Genomic DNA, 19,039 nt, shown 5'->3' with positions numbered 1-19,039 from the left:
TTCCAGCATAACGCCCTCCCACAAGGAGACCATGTGGAAGGGCGTCGTTCCGGTCACGGCAATTGCATGAAATCCGTATCTTTCAGATAGTTCTTTCCTGTCGTAATATCGTATTGGATAAGCTGGTAGTCAGCCAGTAGCTGCTTGGTTTCCGTATTGAAATCGCTTTCAGCCATGGGATTGCCGTCAGCATCAAGATAAATGTTCTGGCCTTCAGGAATACGGTCCCATCCCTGGATATTATTGACGACTGGCGGCTCCATGGCGGAGATTTTCTCATGCATTTGCGTGAGGAACGCCAGATACGGGGACACCTTGGCGTTCATATGCTCGGCGGCCTGCGCCACGAAGAAGTTCGGCGACGAATAGTCGGCGTTGTCGATCTCGTTGCCTTGCGAGCTGGACGCCTTGTTGGACCAGATGAAATAATCCGTCAGATGCAAGGCAAGCGAATTGTTGTCGTCTTCGGAAGCGGACGAATAAATGCCCGGCAGGTGATCGCCGTAGAACACCACGGTGATCGGCTTGTCGATGGCGTCGAGCTTGTCAAGGAAGTCGGCGGTCGCCTCGTCGGTCAGAGCCGCACCCTTCTGATAGGTTTCGATGGACTCCTTCTCATCGTCCTCCAAAGGAGTGCCCGTAGTGGATTCTGCCTTGAAATCGTTATTCTTATACCAATCATGGTATGGCATGTGGTTCTGCATGGTGATGACCTGCAGGAACTGGTCGCCATCGGTTTTCTTGACTTCTTCGATGGTGCTCTCGTACGTCGCTTCGTCAGACACGTACGGCGAATCGTCGATCTTGTCTTGATGCGAGATGACGTCTGGACCGGTCAACGTGTAGAAATGCGAGAATCCGAACTTCTTATAGTTGGTGGCGCGCGAATACATGGACGATTCGTATGGATGAAGTCCGATGGAATTCTTCGCCGCACCCCACAGCTGGTTGATGGTCGGCGCCCAATGCTCGTTCGGCACGAGTTGCTGATACGGGCTGGTAAGCGACGAATCGAAGTTCGACATGCTCAAACCCGTCAATCCCATGTATTCGAGATTGGCGGTTCCTCCACCGTATCCGGACGAAAGCATCAAACCGGAAGTCGTGTTTTCTTTGATGGAGCGGATGTTAGGCATGGAATCCTTGTTGACCTTCAATCCCGGCACACGAGACGGGTCGGAGAACGATTCAGACAACACGTAGATCACCGTGCTGTCGGTCATATTTTCGGTACGCGACGCGTTGATTTTCGTCGCGGCTTTTTCATATCGTGCCGCGACTTCCTGCATGGCCTTTTCGGAATAGTTGTCCGGTTTCACCATAACTTTCGGATTCAGCTGCCTGGTGAAAGCGACCAGCGAACCATTGCGCTGCGCATCGTAGACGGAATCCCACATGGACGGCTTGTCTCCCATTGCCGACGCAAATGTTTTCGCCCAAGATCCAACGGTGCTCACCTGCATGGAATACAGTGTGAAGAACGTTCCCGGTACGATGATCAGCAGCAGTCGAACAATCGCATTCAACGAACGCGACTGCTTGTCATCCCCACGGAACAGCTTGCCATGACGTCCATCGCGGTGATTTAAAAACACGAACAACGCAACAAAACAGGCAAAAATTCCAACCGCAAGCAAAATCGTCCAATGTGCTCCGGCCGGCATGAAGCTCATGAGATTACCCGTATCGGCTTTCAGGAAGTTCAAGTCGCTGGGCAGAATCGCCTCATATCGTATGGATACTTTGAAATGTTCGATTACCGCAACGATGAATGTCATGGCCAGAAATATCGGCGTGGCAATCCAGAAACGGTTGATGAGCATGAGCAGTATCACATAGAGCACGCCCCACAGGATCAGGTTGAGCACTGCCACGAAGTTGAGGCTGGTGAACATTTTGGTGACGAAGCCCCAGCCGGTCAGCCACATGTTGTTCGATAGATTGACGCGTGTGGTGGCTTGGCTAACGCCGATCTGCAGCGCGGCCACGCCGATGGCATCAAACACTATGAACAGCACGCCGTATAGCCACCCGGGGAATTCCTTCCGCTCCTTTTTGGGAGCATTGGGATCCACTGTCGAAATACGCAATTCCTCAATCGTCTCGTTGCTCACGGATTCGTTCGTCAAAAGTTTCTCCACTCATAACGCATTGGTTCGCTTCTAACCTTCTTGCCGACACCAACGCTCTCTTGCGACTGCACGTCAAAGAGTTTTGGCCGGCCCTTCCCTGCCCAAGACTCTATCACTTACGCCTGTACCGCCCGCATCATCCTCAAGTATCAACTTTTCTCAGATATTGCTTGGATTATGCCACGTTACTATCCTGCCAAAAATCGTACTGTCGAAATTACATTCACAGTTTCTTTTGATTTTTCCTGTCTATTTCAGCCATAAACGTAAAGAAACGACATTCGAATAGACATTGCGCTTGAAACCGTATGTTTTATGATTCATGCCTGCCGCTGACAGTCGGAGCAGAGTCCGAATACTTCCAGCGTATGCCGTTCGATGGTAAAACCATATTTTGTACTGATGCCACGTAGCCATGTTTCGGATGGTGATTCGATTTCCACGGTTTTGCCGCAGTTCGTGCATACGAGATGATGGTGATGTCCATCATCGCCGCACAGACGGAACAGCTGCTGACCTTCCAAACGCACGGTGTCGGCCTCCCCAGCCTCGGCCAGCGCGTTCAACTGACGATATACGGTGGCGAGTCCCACTTTCACGCCTTCGTCTTCCAGCTTGCGATGCAAATCCTGTGCGGAAATGAATTCATCACTCGCCTTCAGAGCATCATGAATCAGTTCTTTTTGCTTGGTATTGCGCTCCACGCGTCCGTCTGCCAATCTACGTCCATCCTTGATGACTTCGCGCGCCGGCCGATCCTTGAAGGAAAGGCCAGCGCGCGAAACCTACCGTCTAGGTTTTATTTCAAATCATCCCAGCAGCCGGTCTGCTCAAGATCGGCCACGGTCTGCTTAGTGTCGTTGGTCAGCACGGTAATATGACCCATCTTGCGGTCATGGCGTACTTCGGCCTTGCAATAGTCGTGCATGCTCCATTCCGGATGCTCGGCGATCAGCGCACGGGTCGGTGCCACATGCTGGCCGAGCACATTGACCATAACGGCCGGCTTGAGCAGTTCAGGCTGTTCGAGCGGCCAACCCGCGATGCCTCGAATATGCGCATCGAACTGGTCGAACGAGCATGCCTCGATGGTGTAATGGCCGGAATTATGCGGGCGAGGCGCAAGCTCGTTGACGATGACCCGCTCATCCTTGGTGACGAACAGTTCGATGGCGAGAATGCCCGCCAATTCGAAGCCCTGCGCCAGTCGCAACGCGAGTTCGTGCGCCTCCTTCGCCACGGCTTCGCTGACTTCGGCAGGAGCGATGGTCATGTGCAGAATATTGTTGCGATGCTCGTTGCGCACGATCGGGAAGGTCACGTAATCCTTGCCGTTGCCCGCAACGAGAATGCTTGCTTCGAATGCGAAGTCGACGAAGCCTTCGAGAATGCTTGGCGGGAATCCGCCGCCGCGATCGGCACGGGCACGCACCTTTTCAAGATCGGCATCGGATTTCAGTACCGTCTGGCCATGGCCATCATAACCGCCGGAACGGGTTTTGAGCACGGCCGGGTAGTGAATCTCATCGAGTGCCGAGTCAAGCTCCTCAACACTGTTGACGGCCTTCCACGGTGCGGTCGGCGTGCCATGGTCGTTGATGAATTGCTTCTCGTTGACGCGATCCTGCGTGACGCGCAGCAAATCCGTGCCCTGCGGAGCAGCAGCCAAAGAACGCACTTTGTCGATGGCGTCGGCGTTCACGTTTTCGAACTCGTACGTGAGTACATCGGATTTTTCGGCCAGTTCGCGGATTGCGGTGATGTCGTCATATTCGGCAGTGACCTGGAAATCAGCCACCTGCGCGGTCGGGCAGTCCGGAGTCGGGTCGAGGACTCCGATGCGGAAGCCCATATAGCGGGCAGACAACGCCATCATGCGACCAAGCTGACCACCACCGATAATGCCGATGGTAGCGCCCGGCATCAGCCTTTCAACACGGCCGTTGGTTTCCTCAGACAAGCTGGGCATTGGATTCAGCCACCTTTTCCTTCAGCGAGTCACGGTATTCCTGCAGGGCATTGGCCAGACGCTCATCGGTGGTGCTCAGAATGCTCACAGCCAAAAGGCCCGCGTTCGTGGCACCGGAATTGCCGACCGCAGTGGTGGCGACCGGAATACCGCCCGGCATCTGCACGATGGACAACAGCGAATCCCAGCCGGACAACGCATGGGAACGCACCGGCACGCCGATGACCGGAAGGGTGGTCTGGGCCGCCACCATGCCCGGCAGGTGTGCCGCGCCGCCAGCGCCGGCGATAATGACCTTCAGACCGTTGGCACGGGCATTATGCGCGAACTCACCCATCAATTCCGGGGTGCGGTGCGCGGAAATCACCTGTTTCATGTACGGCACTTCGAACTGGTCAAGCATCTCGCAGGCGTGCTTCATGGTTTCCCAATCGCTCGCCGACCCCATAATCACTGCGACTTCAGGCTTGTTGTCTGCCATTAAGGACCTCCGAAAGAATCCAAAAGAACATGTTCTTGAACACCGCTTACTTTACGCAATCGGCTAGATGTGCAACATGATTTTCCCGAAAACGTCGCCTTTCACGATCTTGGAAAACGCAAGTCGCGCATCATCGATCGCATATGCGGAGTCGATAACCGGGTGCAGATCGGCATGTTCCACGAATTTCAACAGGCGTGCGAAATCCTCACGAGAGCCCATGGTGTTGCCTTGCACACGAATATCTTGGAAGAAGATTCTCGTAAGTTCGGCGCCAGGTTGATCGCCCGTGGTCGCGCCGCAGATGGCGATGGAGCCTCCCGGACGCACGGATTTGACGGAATGGCTCCAAGTGGACGCTCCGACGGATTCGATGACGGCATCCACCTTGTGAGGCAGTCGTGCACCCGATTCAAACACCGCGTCGGCGCCGATTTCCAATGCACGATTGCGCTTGTCTTCGCTACGTGAGGTAACGAACACTTCCAATCCAGCCGCATGGGCAAGCTGGATCGCAGCGGTTGACACACCTCCGCCAGCACCTTGAACAAGCACCGTATCCCCCGGCTTCACATTCGCCGACGTGAACAGCAAAGAATATGCGGTAAGCCAGCTGGTGCCCAATGCTGCAGTCTCATCGAAGTTGAGATTCTCAGGCTTGGCAAACACGTTGGCGCTGGGCACCTGCGTGTATTCGGCCATGGTTCCCGCGTACCGTTCGGAAAGAATCGAACGACGCTCCCCCGGCATGACTCCGGCCCCATCGGTGCCGATGAACGTGTACAGCACCACTTCGGAGCCGGCCTTAAGCCCCTTACGCACGGGAATGTCTTCTTGCAGCACGCCTGCCGCATCGGTGCCGAGGATCATCGGCGTCTGCTCGTCGGCAAGCCCCACTCCTTGCAGACTCCACACGTCATGATGGTTCACGCTCGCTGATTTCACACGAATGGTGGACCAGAATGGCTTGGTTTCGGGTTTGGGCATATCGCCCACTTCGAGCATAGACAACGGATCATTATAATTCGTTCCGGTAGCATATACGGCTTTCATGTTCGCGCTCCTTTGCGAATAACAGCCTTTCACGATTGCAAACACCTCTATTGTGCCTCAAGTTGAGAAGACTTTGCACTCCTTTGCCTGCAAACACCCTCATCGGGGCATACAGTGGGATAGGATTTCGCAGTTGATTGCACTGGTTGTAGGGAAGGGTAATTGCACACGATGACCGCTGGCATTTTGAGTTCGATTCACACTCCTGCGGACGTACATGCCCTTTCAGCCCAACAATTACGCGACTTATGCTTTGAAATCCGCACCACGCTGCTTGATTACGGCAGGAAGCATGGTGGGCATATCGGCTCGAATCTTGGCGTAGTTGAACTCACCGTGGCATTGCACCGCGTGTTCAACTCGCCTCACGACCGTTTTATTTTCGACGTGTCGCACCAAAGCTACGTGCACAAGATGCTTACCGGACGTGCCGAAGCGTATCTCGACGAATCCCGATTCGGCGAGGTGACTGGTTTCACCAATCCGTTGGAAAGCGAGCATGATTCGTTTGTGCTTGGTCATACCGGCACTTCGATTTCACTCGCGTGCGGTCTCGCCAAAACCCGCGATATGCAACGCGCTGCAACAGGCGAAAGCGCTATCGGCAATGTCGTATCCATTATCGGAGACGGTTCCTTGAGTTCAGCAATCGCTTTCGAGGGGCTGAACAACGCGGCTGAGCAGGGCGGCAATCTCATTATCATCGTCAACGACAATGAAATGTCGATCGCTGAGGATTTCGGTGGCATGTACGGCCAGCTTGCCAAATTGCGTGCGTCAAATGGTACTGCGGAACTGAACCTGTTCAAGGCATTCGGCTTGGATTACCGCTATGTGGAGCAGGGCAATGATGTTGACACGCTGGTGGAGGTGTTGAACGAGGTCAAAGGCATCGACCACCCGATCGTAGTGCATGTTCACACCACCAAAGGTTTGGGCTTCGACGATGACACGGAGTCCGGCAATGGTTCGGATGGCTGCAATCAGACCAATCCTCAACCTCATGCGGGCCAATGCGAGGCCAATCATTGGCAGGATCCGGAGTCCTCGCTCGGCAAGCCGCTCGACGCACGCAAATACTATGGCGAAATGGCCATGGCATCGTTGGAACGCCGTTTCAGCAGCGAACCGGGATTGGTGGTCATCTCCCCCGCAACCCCCGGTTCGAACGGCATCACACGAGATTTTCGCGAGCGTGCAAGCGCGCATTACGTTGATACCGGCATTACGGAAGAGCATGCGGCCGCATTTGCAGCGGGTATCGCCAAAGCAGGCGGCCGCCCGGTGCTTGCGACTTCCGCCACGTTCTTCCAGCGTACGTTCGACCAGTTGCAGCAAGAGCTGGCGTTGAATCACGTTCCCGCTACGCTGCTGATTTTCGGTGCGGGAATTTCCGGTGCGGATAACACGCATTCAGGCACATTCGATATGACGATGTTCGCCAATGTTCCCGACGTGACCTGTTTGGCTCCTGCAAGCGGCGAGCAGATGCTTGACATGCTGGCCTGGGCTACCGGCCCATCCGAGCATGGTGTGGTGGCGATTCGTATGCCCGGCGAGCAGATTCTTGCGCTCGAACGTGCCGCCGATATGGCGTTCGATCCGTTGCAACGCGCCGAAGAGCATGATCCGGCCGTCAATATCGCCGGAGAGTGCCCATTCACGCGCTATCAAATCGTTCAGCCCGGCAGGGATGTGGCGATTCTTGGACTCGGCAACACTATGCCGTTGGCTGCGGAAGTCATGTCGGCACTTGCGGAAGATGATGGGACGCATGCTGCGATCACTGCGACGCTGGTTGACGCATTGCAGTATTCTGCGATGGATGCCGAATTGCTGACGATGCTTGCCGACGGGCATCGTTTGGTCGTTACGTTGGAGGATGGTCAGTTGGAAGGAGGATGGGGTGAGAAGGTCACCGCATTCTACGCGAATTCCAGCAACGCCAAGGCTTCTCATGTTCGTGTGCTGATTTTTGGCGCATCCAAGGAGTTCACCGACCGGGTGCCGCTGGACGAGCTTAATGAACGTTACGGATTGACCGCGGCAACCATCGTCTCTCGAATTCGTGGTGTTCTTGACGAATAAATGATACGCATAAACGAATTGGCGGGACTGGCCGCTGCATCCACGAACCATTCCCGCCAATCAGCAATCAGCATTGCACAGCCGGCAATCACTGATCGTTCTTGATGGCATCCAAAGCCGGAATCTTCACAGCCTTATTGGCAGGGCCGAAACCTGCGACCACGCCAACGGCAATCGAAAACAGCATGGCCACCACAAAAAGCCACCATGGAATCACTGAGATACGGCTCACATCGTCGCCGCCCATAATCGCTTTGCCGATATTCTCAATACTGAATCCACCCAAAGACGCCATATTGATGCCTATCGAGCCAATTGCGGAAATCAGGCAGGCGATCGCACCGCCAACTAGGCCGATCGCGCCAGCCTCGCAGAGAAACATCATGCGAATATCGCGCACATAACAGCCGAGAGCCTTCATAATGCCGATTTCGCGAGTACGTTCCGATACCGACATGATCATGGTGTTGGCAATGCCAATCGCGGCAACGAAGAACGACACCGCGCCGATGCCGCCCAAAGCCAGCTGGATGCCCCGCGACTGCTTTTCGATTTCCTTACGCGTTTGCTCAAACGAGGAAGTCTGATAACCTGCACCCTTGATTTGTGCTTCAACGTCGGCAACGTCTTTGATGTCTTGGGTATGCACCAATACCTGATCGTAAACGACCTTGCTTGACATGTTGGTCTTGGTATCCCCCGATATTTTGGCGTTCAACGTTTTCATATCGTCGATGCTCATCACAATGCCGGAAGTGAACGCATCATAGTTGTTGGCGGAGGAATCAATGACACCCACCACAGTGTATGGCATGGTAATGGTGGGACTCTCGCCACTGCTGGAATCGGATGGCGCCACGGATCCTCTGCCCACCTTGCGGTAGTCGTCGGGACTTTGATAGTTGGCTCCGGTAATCAGTGTGATTTTGGAGTTCAGCATATCGAAGAACGGGTCTTCGCCTTCGGATTGGGCGCAACCATGCTCATCACAGTAATAACCGCCCGCTTCTATACGATGATTGCTCGGATCTGACGCATACTTGTCGTAGAACGAATACACGAAGGATTTGCCCGCCAACACTTCGCCGGCACGCATCGGAAGACGTCCGCTGGCCAATTTATAGCCGGATTCTTCCAATTGCGTGGCATCGACTCCCACCACGTTGACATATTGCGACACGTATCGGGAGCCAGCTCCTTGCGTGGCATCCACACTGTATGACATCGTTTTCTGCGGAAGCACTCCAGCCACACCGGCAATGCTGCGAAAATTCTGCACGGCGTCATCGTCGAGTTTCGCCTGTTCGCTGCCAGCACCGCTCACGCTGGATGACGTTGCCGTGGAATGCGAACTTCCGCCGTCCGCGTATACGGTGATGTCGTTCAGGTTGCCCATGTTTTTGAGCATCTGCTCGTTCTGTTCGTTGATGCCTTGTCCAATGGAAATCATGAGCACGATTGAACAGCAGCCGACGATCACGCCAAGCACCGTAAGAACCGTACGCGATTTGCGACGCAGCAGATTCTGCATGCACGAACGTGCGATATCCGAAAAACGCATGCTCACTCCTTGACGGAGGGCACGGAATCAATCACCTGGGTCGGCGCATCAATAGCGCCTGCCGTGGTACCAGCCGTATCGGCAATGCCATCAGTATCAGTTCCGGCATGCGAATCGGTGGGATCCCAATCCCAATCATCATCTTCGGCCGCCTTCTTCGCCTTCTTACGGCGACGTACAACCACTACGACCACAATGGCGATCACAGCAACGACAGCCACGGCAACGACAATCCACACCCAAGCCGGAATGCCCTGGTTTGTCTGTGGGTCAACATCCGCACCGGGATCGACGGGGGCCGGTGCCTCAGACACCGTGATCTTCACCGGCGATTCCTTGCTCTGCTGCTGGCCATTGGCATCCTCGTATGTCACCTTCAGTTTGGCATCATATTCGCCGGCCGCATCAGCGGTGAAAGCGAATCCAATGGAGCCGGAAGCGCCGGATGCCACATTGCCGATGTACTGCGTGGCTTGCGTGGCGGTGATGCCGTCACCTTCGATGGACGCTTCGACGTTGGACACATCCCCCTTGCCTTTGTTCACATATTCCATGGAAATAGTGGATTCTTCACCAGCATTGACGGTGTCGGGAAGCACGGGATCACCCAGTTCGAAGCGGTCAGGCTGCGAAACAGGTACGGAAATCTTAATATCCGAAGTGTTGGAGTTGCGGGTGTCGCCATCGACATACTCGTATTTGAAGTTGATATCGATGCCCTGCGCGCCGTTCTTCGCGCTCGACAGCACCTGCATGGGCACGGTCTGCGTCAGCGAGTAACCCGCCCATAGCGACTCGTAATAGAACGTGTTCGTACCGCCGGAAATGGCGAAATTCTCGCCGCCGTCAACAGTCACGACCATATTGCTGACCGCAACCTTGCCCATATTCTGGAAAGTGAAGCCAAGATCGAAATTCGTGCCCACCGCCACGGAACCGTCGCCATACGTGTAGTTGGTGATGATGATATTCGGCACCGGCCCCGCCAGCTGCACGGTGGAACCGCCGTTGCCGGCGTCCGTGCCATCGCCGTCTTCTGCGAGCGCCGTCGGCACGATGCAGGTCAACGCGATGACGGCGGATGCCACCAGTGCGATGACCATGTTGATGAATTTTGCGGAATGGCTGCCATTGCTCATGGTTTCCCCTTCTCTTCTTGCTGTCATGCGTTATTCACCAGACGGTCATCGATGATGCGCCCGTCAAGCAGCGTTACGATACGATCGGCATATTGCGCCATATTGTCATCGTGCGTGACGAGCACGATGGTTTGGTTCAGGTCTCGTGCGAACGTGCAGATCATGTCCATCACGTCGTTTTTGGTTTTGGAATCGAGATTGCCGGTCGGTTCGTCGGCGAATACGACTTGCGGCCGCGATGCGAACGCTCGCGCAATGCCGACGCGCTGCTGCTGACCGCCTGACATTTGCGTCGGATAGTGGTTCATGCGTTTGCCGAGCCCTACTCGTTTCAGCATTTTCTTGGCGATTGTCTCGCGTTTGTTTTTTGGCATGCCTTGGAACATCAACGGCATTGCCACGTTTTCGACGGCGGTCAGATTGGGCAGCAGATTGTATGACTGGAATACGAAACCGAGATGCTTCTGTCTGAATTCCGCCAGCTGCCGTTCGTCAAGACGGGAGATGGGCACTCCCCTGATGCGCACGCCGCCCTTGGTTGGTTTTTCCATACCGGCAAGCTGGTTGAGCAGAGTGGATTTGCCGGAACCGGATTCGCCATAGATACAGCAGATCTGACCTTGCGGAATGGTGAGATTGATACGGTCCAACGCCACGACGGTCTCGTCGAGCACCGGATACTCCTTACGCAGGTTCTTCACTTCGATGATGGGTCTGCGCGTTCCCATCACCGACTCTTGCCCTCCAATATTCGCCATAGTCTTCTTTGCCTCCCCCATACGGCGTCTGACGCGCTTGATTTGTGACCGAGTTTATACTGTTTCCCCGTTCTTCGCATCCCTTAGGGGAACACCCCGAGATAGCCAAGCTCAACCTCGAGATAGCCAAGTTCAAATACAAAGGAAGGTCTTGTCAGCATGTCATGACGTGCGTCGAAGCGTTCTTCTGGTCCTCAAAGACATACTCATGGAGAATATCATCTCTCAACAACTCACGGCAAGTGGGGACGTCCTTTACGGGACGTCCCCACTTGGTGCCAATGCCATTCAATATGACGTTGCGGTTATTGTGCGACTATTTCGCAGCTTCGTCCGCGGACATCATGGCCTGGATGATCTGGTCGCGCATCTCATTGAAGCCACCAGGCGTCGAAGCAGGCAACACCACCGTCTTCGCGTTCTGCGACGAGGCAAGATTACGCATGGTGTCGAGATACTGGTTGAACAGCACCACATTGTTCACGTCGTTCACATTCATGCCGACAGCCTGCAGACTCTTGATCTGATCGACGATACCGTTGGCGATCTCACGACGATAATTGGCCTGGCCTTCACCCTGGAGGCGTGTCTTCTCAGCTTCGGCGGCCGCCTGGGTCTCGATCTGAATACGCTGGGCTTCGGCACGCTGACGCGTGGCTTCCTTTTCGCGCTGTGCCGCGTTGATGGAATCCATGGCATTCTTGACCTGTGGACTCGGATCGATTGCCGTGATCAGCGTTTTGACCACCGTGAAGCCGAAGCGGGACATTTCATTGCCGACGGTCTTCTGCACGTCAAAAGCGACATCGTCCTTGCGGGAGAATGCATCGTCCAAAGATAATGCAGGAATGGCGGAACGAAGCGCATCCTCCATGTAGGAACGCAGCTGACCGGCCGGGTCGCGCAGCTCGTAGTATGCGGTCGCCACATTGCTGGGATCGACACGAAACTGGGTAGAGGCCACCACGGTGACGAACACGTTGTCGAGCGTTTTGGTTTCTAACTGCACGTTGAGCTGGTTGACACGCATGTTGGTTTTCATGGCGATGCGGTCCACGAACGGGATTCGAATATGAATGCCGGCGAACTGCACCTTGTTGAACTTGCCGAAACGTTCGATGATGTAGGCCTGCTGCTGCGGCACGATAAACAACGTGGACAAGAACAGGAAAGCGACGATAAGTGCAATGACAAGGAGCGTAATAAGGAACGGCATGACATTACTCCCTTCTTTGGTTTTCTCTCGAAAGCCTGTTGATTGACGGCTTTCCGTAGGTTCTGCAACCATTGCCAAACCCAAGCAAAAACTTACCAAAGAATGCAATCACGTGCAGACAATGTCCGCGAGTTGGGCAAAGTCCATTCGGAAGCCGGACATCGACCGTCCGGAAGCCGACCCACATACGTCTACGAGCCGAACAGGAGACAATTCTCCTTGTCCGGCTCGTGAGATGGCATACGCAATGTTGAATCAGATCAGGCCGAGCTCCTTGCATTTGGCTTGTAACTGCGTGGCCGAAGGCTCCACCAGCCATGAGCCATCGGCAGCGAACCGAATCACGGGAATGTGCTGTTGTCCGCTGATCGCAATGGCCTTCTCTGCAGCACCATCCTCATGCTCGATATCATGAAGGCTGTAGGCGACCCCGAAACGGTCTAATGCTGCCTTGGCTCGATGGCAGTCGCCGCACCAGTCGGCTCCATAGAAATCAATTGCCGCATTGTCAATCATAAAATCACTCCTTACGAGGCATTAATCTCATCAAATTTAGGCGATGCCTCAAGCAACATCTTCGTATACGCATCTTTAGGGTGTCGTAACACGGAACCGACAGCTCCATATTCGACAAGATGGCCGTCTTTCATTACCGTCACCTCATCCGCAACTTCCTGAACAATGTCCAAATCTCATACTCATGCCCCGACAATCCCGGATAATGCACGGATTTTACCAGCGGATGCAGCAACAGATAGCTGGAGATCGCACGCGCGTTCTCCTGCTGGCGGTCCATGCGCAGGGCGAGCGTCTGAATACCACGACGCACCGAATCGCATTCGTTCGGCGCAAGCACGCCACCCAAACGATTCTGCGCGAAGTAGACACGTTTGCCCAACCCGTCGTCCTTGACCACCACAAGACCGGCGTTGACTTCGGAATGGCCGGCCAGATACTTGGTAGCGGAATGGATGACGATGTCGGCACCTTGGTCGAGCGGCAGCTGCAGATACGGGGTAACGAATGTGTTGTCGACAATGGAAATCGCACCATAGCGATGAGCGATTTCAGCAATCTTCGTCACATTGTTGACCTGCAGCAACGGATTGGTAAGAACTTCGAAATACACGGCCTTCGCCGGACAACCATGCGCGGGTCCCTTGGCGGAGTGCCTGGAAACAGCGGCATCAAGCGCTTCGTAGTCGGCGGGTTCACGGCTCCGGTGTTGTTATCGTTGACCGGCAGTCCGTGGACAAACTGAGTGTTGAATCTGGTCATGGTGCGCACCCCCTCGGGTTGTGGCTCATTGCCGCATGCCATTCACGCGGTCACTGGTACCCACTAAACCGCATCCTGCGTTTCAACGCGCGCCGCGCCTTATCAACGTTTGTTATAGAACGCGCGAATCGCCATAACGTTTTCTTGTAAGCGGCTATCAAACGGCGGAGATGCAAGGCATCGCACCGCAATCGCCAGTTCATACATAAAAGGCTACGCAGGAAAAATTACGCTAGCACAGCAGCCACCCGGAGCACAGCCTCACGCAACTGGTCCTCAGATTTGAGCAGGCTGAATCGTACGTAATCCTTGCCCACTTTGCCAAAACACGTGCCCGGCAGCGCGGCGACGGCCGCACGTTCCAACAGCGTGTCGGCAAACTGTTCACCCGTCTGATCTTCAGGAGCGTGCACCCAAGCGTAGATGCCACCGTCTGAATCGAACACATCCAAACCGGCTTCACGCAATCCACCTGCAACGATTTCGCGACGAGACGCATACCGTTCCGCAAGTTCGGCCACACAGCTCTGATCCGACAGCAGTGCCGCAGTGCCCGCGTCTTGAATGCTGGACGTAACCATGGAACCCATTTGATAGTGGTACTGCTTCACATGAGACACGATGTCGTCGTTGCCCGCGATGAATCCGGCACGCCAACCGGCCATCGCATACATTTTCGACAGCGAACACACTTCCACCGCAACTTCGAAAGCGCCCGGCAGTGACAGTATGCTGATCTGCTGCGCATCGACACCCAATCCCGCATATGCAAAATCCTGCACGATCGCGAAATGATACTCATGAGCCAAATCAACGGCACGCTGCAAAAACTCACGCGGAGCCTGCGCACCCGTCGGATTGTTCGGATAGTTGAGCACCAGCACTTTCACACGATCCCACACCCGTGCAGGAACCGCGTCCAAATCCGGCAGGAAACCGCGCTCCGGCAACGATGGCAGCAGTATCTCCTCGGCACGGCTCATCACCGTCATGCAATGGTACGAAGGGTAATACGGATCCGCATATGCCACAGCATCGCCCGGGGAAACCAGCACGGCGAACAACGCAGCCAAACCATCGACCGCGCCTTCCACGGCAAAAAGCTGCGTCTTCCAATCAACCTCGACACCATAAGTATTGCGATACCAACTTTCGGCGGCTCGCAGGAAGCTCGGCTTGCCATCAAACGGCGAATAACGGGCATTGCCCGGATCATCAACCGCCTTTTTGGCCACTTCCCGAATGAAATCAGCAGGAAATGCGTCCGGATTGCCTTTGGCCAGATCAATCACATCCGCTCCACCGGCAACCGCGGCAGCAACCTTACGATCCATATCGGCGAACACATTCGGCGGAATCGACTGCGCCACCGTAGTGAACGCAACAGGAGAAACATACGAAGTCATTAATCAACCCTCCCTATCATTGCGCGACTGTATATGCGCATATTCACGCATATATGCAACCATCAGTGCGTCACCTTGCGCGCGAACCAATCACCAATCCACTGAATGATCTGCACAATGACGATCAGAATAATAACAATCACAACGAGCACACCGGTTTCGTAACGGTTATAGCCGTATTGAATGGCCATATCGCCGATGCCGCCGGCTCCGATGGTGCCGACCATTGCAGAATAGCCGATCAGCGAAATGATAGTGAGCACCACACCGCGAATAAACGACGGCAAAGCTTGCGGAAATACCGCATCCACAATGATTTGGCGTGTGGTGGCGCCAGTGGAGATGGCAGCCTCAAGCAAGCCCGAATCAACTTCGGAGAACGTGCTTTCCGCGATTCGCGCAAAGAACGGCACTGCGGCGATCGACAGGGAGATTGCGCCACCGGTCGGCGTATAAGGGTCACCCAAAATCAATTGCACAACCGGAATAAGCACCACCATGAGAATCAGGAACGGCAGCGAGCGAATCGCGTTTACGATGAACCCTACAATAACGTTCAGCGCATGATTCGGCGTAAACAAGCGGTTTTCAGTCAAATACAGCAGCAATGCCACCAGCGTGCCCAGTACCACGCCGATAATCGCCGACACCACAACCATATATGCCGTGTCGATCAGTGCTTGCCCAAGATTGTCTTGAAGGATTTCCAGAGTTTCTTCCATTGTTCTCACGCCTCCTGATTATCCGCAGCTTCGGCGGCCACAACCAGCTGCCCACGATCAAGTTCCCGATAGCTGAACACATGCGTTCTCAACGTGTTCAACGCCTGCAGCAGCGGCTCCCCCGCGCCGGAAACAAGCACAATCAGAATGCCGATGGCCTGCGAACCGAAATATTCCACATTCGCATGCAGCACGTCGATGCTCACACCGTAATCCTGCGCAACCTGGCTGATGAGCGGCTCGAGTGCCGCATCGCCCTTGTATCGCAGTTCCACGATGGTGCCGGCCGGCAGCGATGGCACCAATTGCGGTGGCACGGCAATGCCAAGGTAGCGTTCCACCAACGCTTTGGTGGTCGGATGTTTCGGAGCACTGAACACGTCGAACGTGTTGCCCTGCTCCACTACCACACCGTTTTCCATAACGGCCACTCGGTCGAAAATCTGCTTCGCCACGTCAAGCTGATGCGTGATGAACACGATGGTAATGCCCAGTTCGCGGTTGATGCGCTGCAAGAGTGCCAGAATACCTTCCGTGGTTTCCAGGTCGAGTGCGCTGGTGGCTTCGTCGCACAGCAGGATTTCCGGCTTGTTGGCGAGCGCACGCGCAATGGACACGCGCTGCTTTTGCCCGCCCGACAGGCTTGATGGGTAGCTGTCGATCTTGTTTTCCAAACCGACCAGTGCCAGCAGTTCGCGGACACGTTCCGGCCACTGCGCTTTCGGATATCCGCCGGCTTTCAGCGCGAATTCAATGTTCTTGCCGACCGTAACGTTGGTGATTAGGTTGAATCCTTGGAAAATAAAGCCGATGTTCTTGCGCAGGTCACTCAATTGGCCGCCTTTGAGTGCGGTGATATCGTTGCCGTCGATTATCACATGGCCGCCTGTTGGTCGTTCCAGCAAATTGATGGTGCGCACCAAAGTGGATTTGCCAGCTCCGGAAAAACCCACGATGCCGAAAATCTCGCCTTTTTCTACACTGATGTTCACATGCTTGACCGCTTCGACGGTTCGCCCGCCTTCATGAAAAGTCACAGACACGTCGTTGAGTTCAATAACGCTCATGGTTCGTTCCTCGCTTCATTCGAGCACTTGTTCAAGTTCGTTCAATACGTTTTGTTCGATGAATCTCGTTATAAGGCCCGTATGAGTTTCCAATCCATACGGGCCTTTGTATTACCGCACGCTATAGCGTCACCAAGTGGTCGGCTTGCCGAAATCCTTGAACTCGCTCTTGGCGATGGCGTCCTTGAATTTCTGGCTGACAAGCAGTTTCTTGACGGCCTTGCCGAAGTCGGAATCGACGTCCTGGGTGCGGACCACGAACACTTCGATCACACCATCATCCTGCTTTTCCAAGGCGAGCGCGGAACTCGGATCGAGTTTGGCTGCCCAAGAGTAGTTGCCCGGCACCAAAGCCACATCGACGGTGTCCAAGGAACGGGCCAGCTGCGCCGCATCGATCGTCTTGATTTTGAGGTTCTTCGGATTGGATGCGATATCATCGACCGTGGCCTTGGTGGCATCGACCTCGCCCTTGAGCTTCACCAAGCCCTGCTGCTGAAGCACGCCGAGAGAACGTGCCAGGTTCGAGCCATCGTTCGCGATGGACACGGTGGAACCGTCCTTGATGCCCTTAATGGACTTGTATTTCTTGGAGTAAATGCCCAAGCCAAGGGTTGGGGTCTGTCCAAGGGAGGTCAGGTCGAGCTTGTTATCGGCGGTGAACTTCTTCAGATAGTTGCCATGCTGGAAAAGATTCGCCTGAATGGAACCGGATGCAAGTGCCTTATTGGGCTGCACATAATCGTTGAACAGCTTGGTTTTCAGCTCGAAACCGTCCTCTTTTAGCAGTGGCGCGATGACCTTCTTGACCATGTCGCCATATGGTCCTGCGCACACGCCGACGGTGACTGTGGTGGTCTTGCCCTTCGTGGTGTTCAGACTGTCGGACACGGATGTGCTGTTGCCGGAACCGCATGCTGCAACGGAAATAAGTGTTGCAGCGGCGAGTACTGCTGCGGCGATTCGTTTGATGCCGCTCTTCTTGGCGATGGTGATGGTCATGGTTTCCCCTCTCTTATTGGTGTGCGAAAAGTTTGTTTCGCAGCAATTGGCAGCTACCTGCCGTTCATTGCGATTGATGATTGACCGTTTATTTGCTTGCTTCGGCGTCTGCCTCAGCTTGTTTCACGATGTCTGGATTGTGGATGGCGAAGGCTTGTTCGGCGAGATGCACTTCGCGGGTCAGGAACTCGTGCAGTTTGCACACGTATCCATTATCGCGTCCGACTTTGGCGATATAGCCGTTGATGTAGTCGACTTCCGTTGGACGTCCCTTGGTCAGGTCTTGATACATAGACGGATAATGCAGCGGATGTGCCACGCCCGCGGTGTGCAGAATGGTTTCGACTTCCGTTTCGCGCGTGCCCAACAGTTGGTATCCGGCTGCTTCGGCCGCACTGTAAGCTTCATCGACCAGCTGTTCGGTGAGCCAACGCGCGTCGGGATGCGCATGGAATTCGCCGAAGCGGATCTGGTACATGGTACACAGCGTGTTCAACACCGAGTTGAATACGATTTTCGCCATGCACATGCCGATGAAGTTGTCGACGATGGTCGGGTTGAGTGTGGCCGTTGCGAAATCCTCGTACAGCGCCTGCTCGTGTTTGCGCACCTCGTCGGTCACGTCATCCGCGTAGGCGCACAGGTTCATGGCCTTGGCATGTGCTCCGCCGGTGAAGTTGAAATCGCCGGGGCCGTACACGTAGGCACCGATCAGTGCGGTGCCGCCGTAAATGCGGTCTTTGGAGAAGTATTCGTTGAGCTTTTCGAAGTGTCCGTAGCCGTTCATGGCGGAGAACACAATCTGCTTCTTGTTGAACAGGTGGGCGCAGCGCTTGAGCACGCCGTCAAGCTGCATCTGCTTGAGGAACACGATCCACACGTCCGGCTGGCCGGCGTATTCCTCCGGGTAGTACACGTTGATCGGTACGAGATGGCGGTCTTCACCATCTTGAGACACGTAGGCACCGCCCTGCTCGCGGATCTTCTCGACATTCGGCTTCCACGTATCGATGAAATCAACATCCTTGTGTGCGAATTCCTGCAGCAGCACACCGTACTGGACGCCCATTCCGCCTGCACCGATCACTGCGTATTTCATACGACGCCCCTCTCTCTTGTGTGTTTTCGTATGGCTTTTTAAGCGATAATCACAAGATATCGGTAAAA

Annotated in this window: 16 protein-coding genes and 1 pseudogene; 1 reads left to right on the top strand and 16 read right to left on the bottom strand. The window is 54.7% G+C overall.

From position 1 onward, the window contains the following. Positions 1 to 53: 53 nt before the first annotated feature. The 5 genes from WMO36_RS06805 to WMO36_RS06785 all read right to left on the bottom strand — a co-directional run bounded on the left by WMO36_RS06805 (position 54) and on the right by WMO36_RS06785 (position 5,635). Positions 54 to 2,129, bottom strand: coding sequence for an LTA synthase family protein (locus WMO36_RS06805; RefSeq protein ID WP_271724575.1), 2,076 nt, complete (start codon positions 2,127 to 2,129; stop codon positions 54 to 56). A gap of 323 nt (positions 2,130 to 2,452) precedes the next feature. Next, positions 2,453 to 2,851, bottom strand: a complete 399-nt coding sequence (locus tag WMO36_RS06800) for a Fur family transcriptional regulator (RefSeq protein ID WP_180753649.1) — start codon at positions 2,849 to 2,851, stop codon at positions 2,453 to 2,455. A gap of 80 nt (positions 2,852 to 2,931) precedes the next feature. Then, positions 2,932 to 4,101 carry a 5-(carboxyamino)imidazole ribonucleotide synthase gene (purK, locus tag WMO36_RS06795; RefSeq protein ID WP_099570823.1) on the bottom strand — a complete coding sequence of 390 codons (1,170 nt, stop codon included), beginning with the start codon at positions 4,099 to 4,101 and terminating at the stop codon, positions 2,932 to 2,934. Beyond that, positions 4,085 to 4,582, bottom strand: coding sequence for a 5-(carboxyamino)imidazole ribonucleotide mutase (gene purE, locus WMO36_RS06790; protein WP_003836415.1), 498 nt, complete (start codon positions 4,580 to 4,582; stop codon positions 4,085 to 4,087). Before purE ends, purK begins: the two co-directional genes overlap by 17 nt. 63 nt (positions 4,583 to 4,645) lie before the next feature. Further along, positions 4,646 to 5,635: a zinc-binding dehydrogenase gene (locus WMO36_RS06785; RefSeq protein WP_349077188.1), complete on the bottom strand. Its 990-nt coding sequence runs from the start codon at positions 5,633 to 5,635 to the stop codon at positions 4,646 to 4,648. A gap of 171 nt (positions 5,636 to 5,806) precedes the next feature. Here WMO36_RS06785 and WMO36_RS06780 point away from each other — a divergent pair, with 171 nt between their 5' ends. Next, positions 5,807 to 7,723: a 1-deoxy-D-xylulose-5-phosphate synthase gene (locus WMO36_RS06780; RefSeq protein WP_349077187.1), complete on the top strand. Its 1,917-nt coding sequence runs from the start codon at positions 5,807 to 5,809 to the stop codon at positions 7,721 to 7,723. Positions 7,724 to 7,811: 88 nt separating this feature from the next. Here WMO36_RS06780 and WMO36_RS06775 read toward each other — a convergent pair whose 3' ends face one another. The 11 genes and pseudogenes from WMO36_RS06775 to WMO36_RS06725 all read right to left on the bottom strand — a co-directional run bounded on the left by WMO36_RS06775 (position 7,812) and on the right by WMO36_RS06725 (position 18,971). After that, entirely contained in the window at positions 7,812 to 9,284 is a 1,473-nt protein-coding gene (locus tag WMO36_RS06775) for an ABC transporter permease (protein ID WP_349077186.1), read from the bottom strand. Between the two features lie 2 nt (positions 9,285 to 9,286). Next, complete coding sequence (locus WMO36_RS06770; RefSeq protein WP_302146990.1) at positions 9,287 to 10,423, bottom strand: COG1361 S-layer family protein; 1,137 nt, start codon at positions 10,421 to 10,423, stop codon at positions 9,287 to 9,289. 23 nt (positions 10,424 to 10,446) lie between these two features. After that, complete coding sequence (locus tag WMO36_RS06765) at positions 10,447 to 11,181, bottom strand: ABC transporter ATP-binding protein (RefSeq protein ID WP_294450269.1); 735 nt, start codon at positions 11,179 to 11,181, stop codon at positions 10,447 to 10,449. A 316-nt stretch (positions 11,182 to 11,497) separates the two neighbouring features. Beyond that, entirely contained in the window at positions 11,498 to 12,397 is a 900-nt protein-coding gene (locus WMO36_RS06760) for an SPFH domain-containing protein (protein ID WP_080788323.1), read from the bottom strand. 255 nt (positions 12,398 to 12,652) lie between these two features. Further along, positions 12,653 to 12,913 carry a mycoredoxin gene (locus tag WMO36_RS06755; protein WP_302146992.1) on the bottom strand — a complete coding sequence of 87 codons (261 nt, stop codon included), beginning with the start codon at positions 12,911 to 12,913 and terminating at the stop codon, positions 12,653 to 12,655. Between the two features lie 187 nt (positions 12,914 to 13,100). After that, positions 13,101 to 13,601: pseudogene (locus tag WMO36_RS06750) on the bottom strand (PLP-dependent transferase); the annotation flags it as partial. Between the two features lie 301 nt (positions 13,602 to 13,902). Continuing rightward, positions 13,903 to 15,081: a pyridoxal phosphate-dependent aminotransferase gene (locus WMO36_RS06745; RefSeq protein ID WP_294450258.1), complete on the bottom strand. Its 1,179-nt coding sequence runs from the start codon at positions 15,079 to 15,081 to the stop codon at positions 13,903 to 13,905. Between the two features lie 62 nt (positions 15,082 to 15,143). Further along, positions 15,144 to 15,803, bottom strand: coding sequence for a methionine ABC transporter permease (locus WMO36_RS06740; RefSeq protein ID WP_294450256.1), 660 nt, complete (start codon positions 15,801 to 15,803; stop codon positions 15,144 to 15,146). 5 nt (positions 15,804 to 15,808) lie between these two features. After that, a complete protein-coding gene (locus WMO36_RS06735) occupies positions 15,809 to 16,870 on the bottom strand; it encodes a methionine ABC transporter ATP-binding protein (RefSeq protein ID WP_195942827.1) in 1,062 nt (353 codons plus the stop codon). A gap of 129 nt (positions 16,871 to 16,999) precedes the next feature. Further along, the gene (locus tag WMO36_RS06730) at positions 17,000 to 17,872 is read right to left on the bottom strand and encodes a MetQ/NlpA family ABC transporter substrate-binding protein (RefSeq protein WP_294451429.1); all 873 of its coding nucleotides are present in this window, start codon (positions 17,870 to 17,872) and stop codon (positions 17,000 to 17,002) included. An 88-nt stretch (positions 17,873 to 17,960) separates the two neighbouring features. Then, complete coding sequence (locus WMO36_RS06725; RefSeq protein ID WP_144164852.1) at positions 17,961 to 18,971, bottom strand: ketopantoate reductase family protein; 1,011 nt, start codon at positions 18,969 to 18,971, stop codon at positions 17,961 to 17,963. Between the last annotated feature and the right edge of the window lie 68 nt (positions 18,972 to 19,039).

The organism is Bifidobacterium hominis, assembly GCF_040095915.1.
GTDB classification, from domain to species: Bacteria; Actinomycetota; Actinomycetes; order Actinomycetales; family Bifidobacteriaceae; genus Bifidobacterium; species Bifidobacterium hominis.
Note: the sequence above shows the minus strand (reverse complement) of the source record. Positions and strands in the feature narration are given on the sequence as shown.

Bases quoted from the DNA above. Each gene is read 5' to 3' on its own strand.
- purK (WP_099570823.1), bottom strand. From the start codon at position 4,101: ATGCCCAGCTTGTCTGAGGAAACCAACGGCCGTGTTGAAAGGCTGATG.
- purE (WP_003836415.1), bottom strand. From the start codon at position 4,582: ATGGCAGACAACAAGCCTGAAGTCGCAGTGATTATGGGGTCGGCGAGC.
- WMO36_RS06785 (WP_349077188.1), bottom strand. From the start codon at position 5,635: ATGAAAGCCGTATATGCTACCGGAACGAATTATAATGATCCGTTGTCT.
- WMO36_RS06780 (WP_349077187.1), top strand. From the start codon at position 5,807: ATGACCGCTGGCATTTTGAGTTCGATTCACACTCCTGCGGACGTACAT.
- WMO36_RS06775 (WP_349077186.1), bottom strand. From the start codon at position 9,284: ATGCGTTTTTCGGATATCGCACGTTCGTGCATGCAGAATCTGCTGCGT.
- WMO36_RS06770 (WP_302146990.1), bottom strand. From the start codon at position 10,423: ATGAGCAATGGCAGCCATTCCGCAAAATTCATCAACATGGTCATCGCA.
- WMO36_RS06765 (WP_294450269.1), bottom strand. From the start codon at position 11,181: ATGGCGAATATTGGAGGGCAAGAGTCGGTGATGGGAACGCGCAGACCC.
- WMO36_RS06760 (WP_080788323.1), bottom strand. From the start codon at position 12,397: ATGCCGTTCCTTATTACGCTCCTTGTCATTGCACTTATCGTCGCTTTC.
- WMO36_RS06755 (WP_302146992.1), bottom strand. From the start codon at position 12,913: ATGATTGACAATGCGGCAATTGATTTCTATGGAGCCGACTGGTGCGGC.
- WMO36_RS06745 (WP_294450258.1), bottom strand. From the start codon at position 15,081: ATGACTTCGTATGTTTCTCCTGTTGCGTTCACTACGGTGGCGCAGTCG.
- WMO36_RS06740 (WP_294450256.1), bottom strand. From the start codon at position 15,803: ATGGAAGAAACTCTGGAAATCCTTCAAGACAATCTTGGGCAAGCACTG.
- WMO36_RS06735 (WP_195942827.1), bottom strand. From the start codon at position 16,870: ATGAGCGTTATTGAACTCAACGACGTGTCTGTGACTTTTCATGAAGGC.
- WMO36_RS06730 (WP_294451429.1), bottom strand. From the start codon at position 17,872: ATGACCATCACCATCGCCAAGAAGAGCGGCATCAAACGAATCGCCGCA.
- WMO36_RS06725 (WP_144164852.1), bottom strand. From the start codon at position 18,971: ATGAAATACGCAGTGATCGGTGCAGGCGGAATGGGCGTCCAGTACGGT.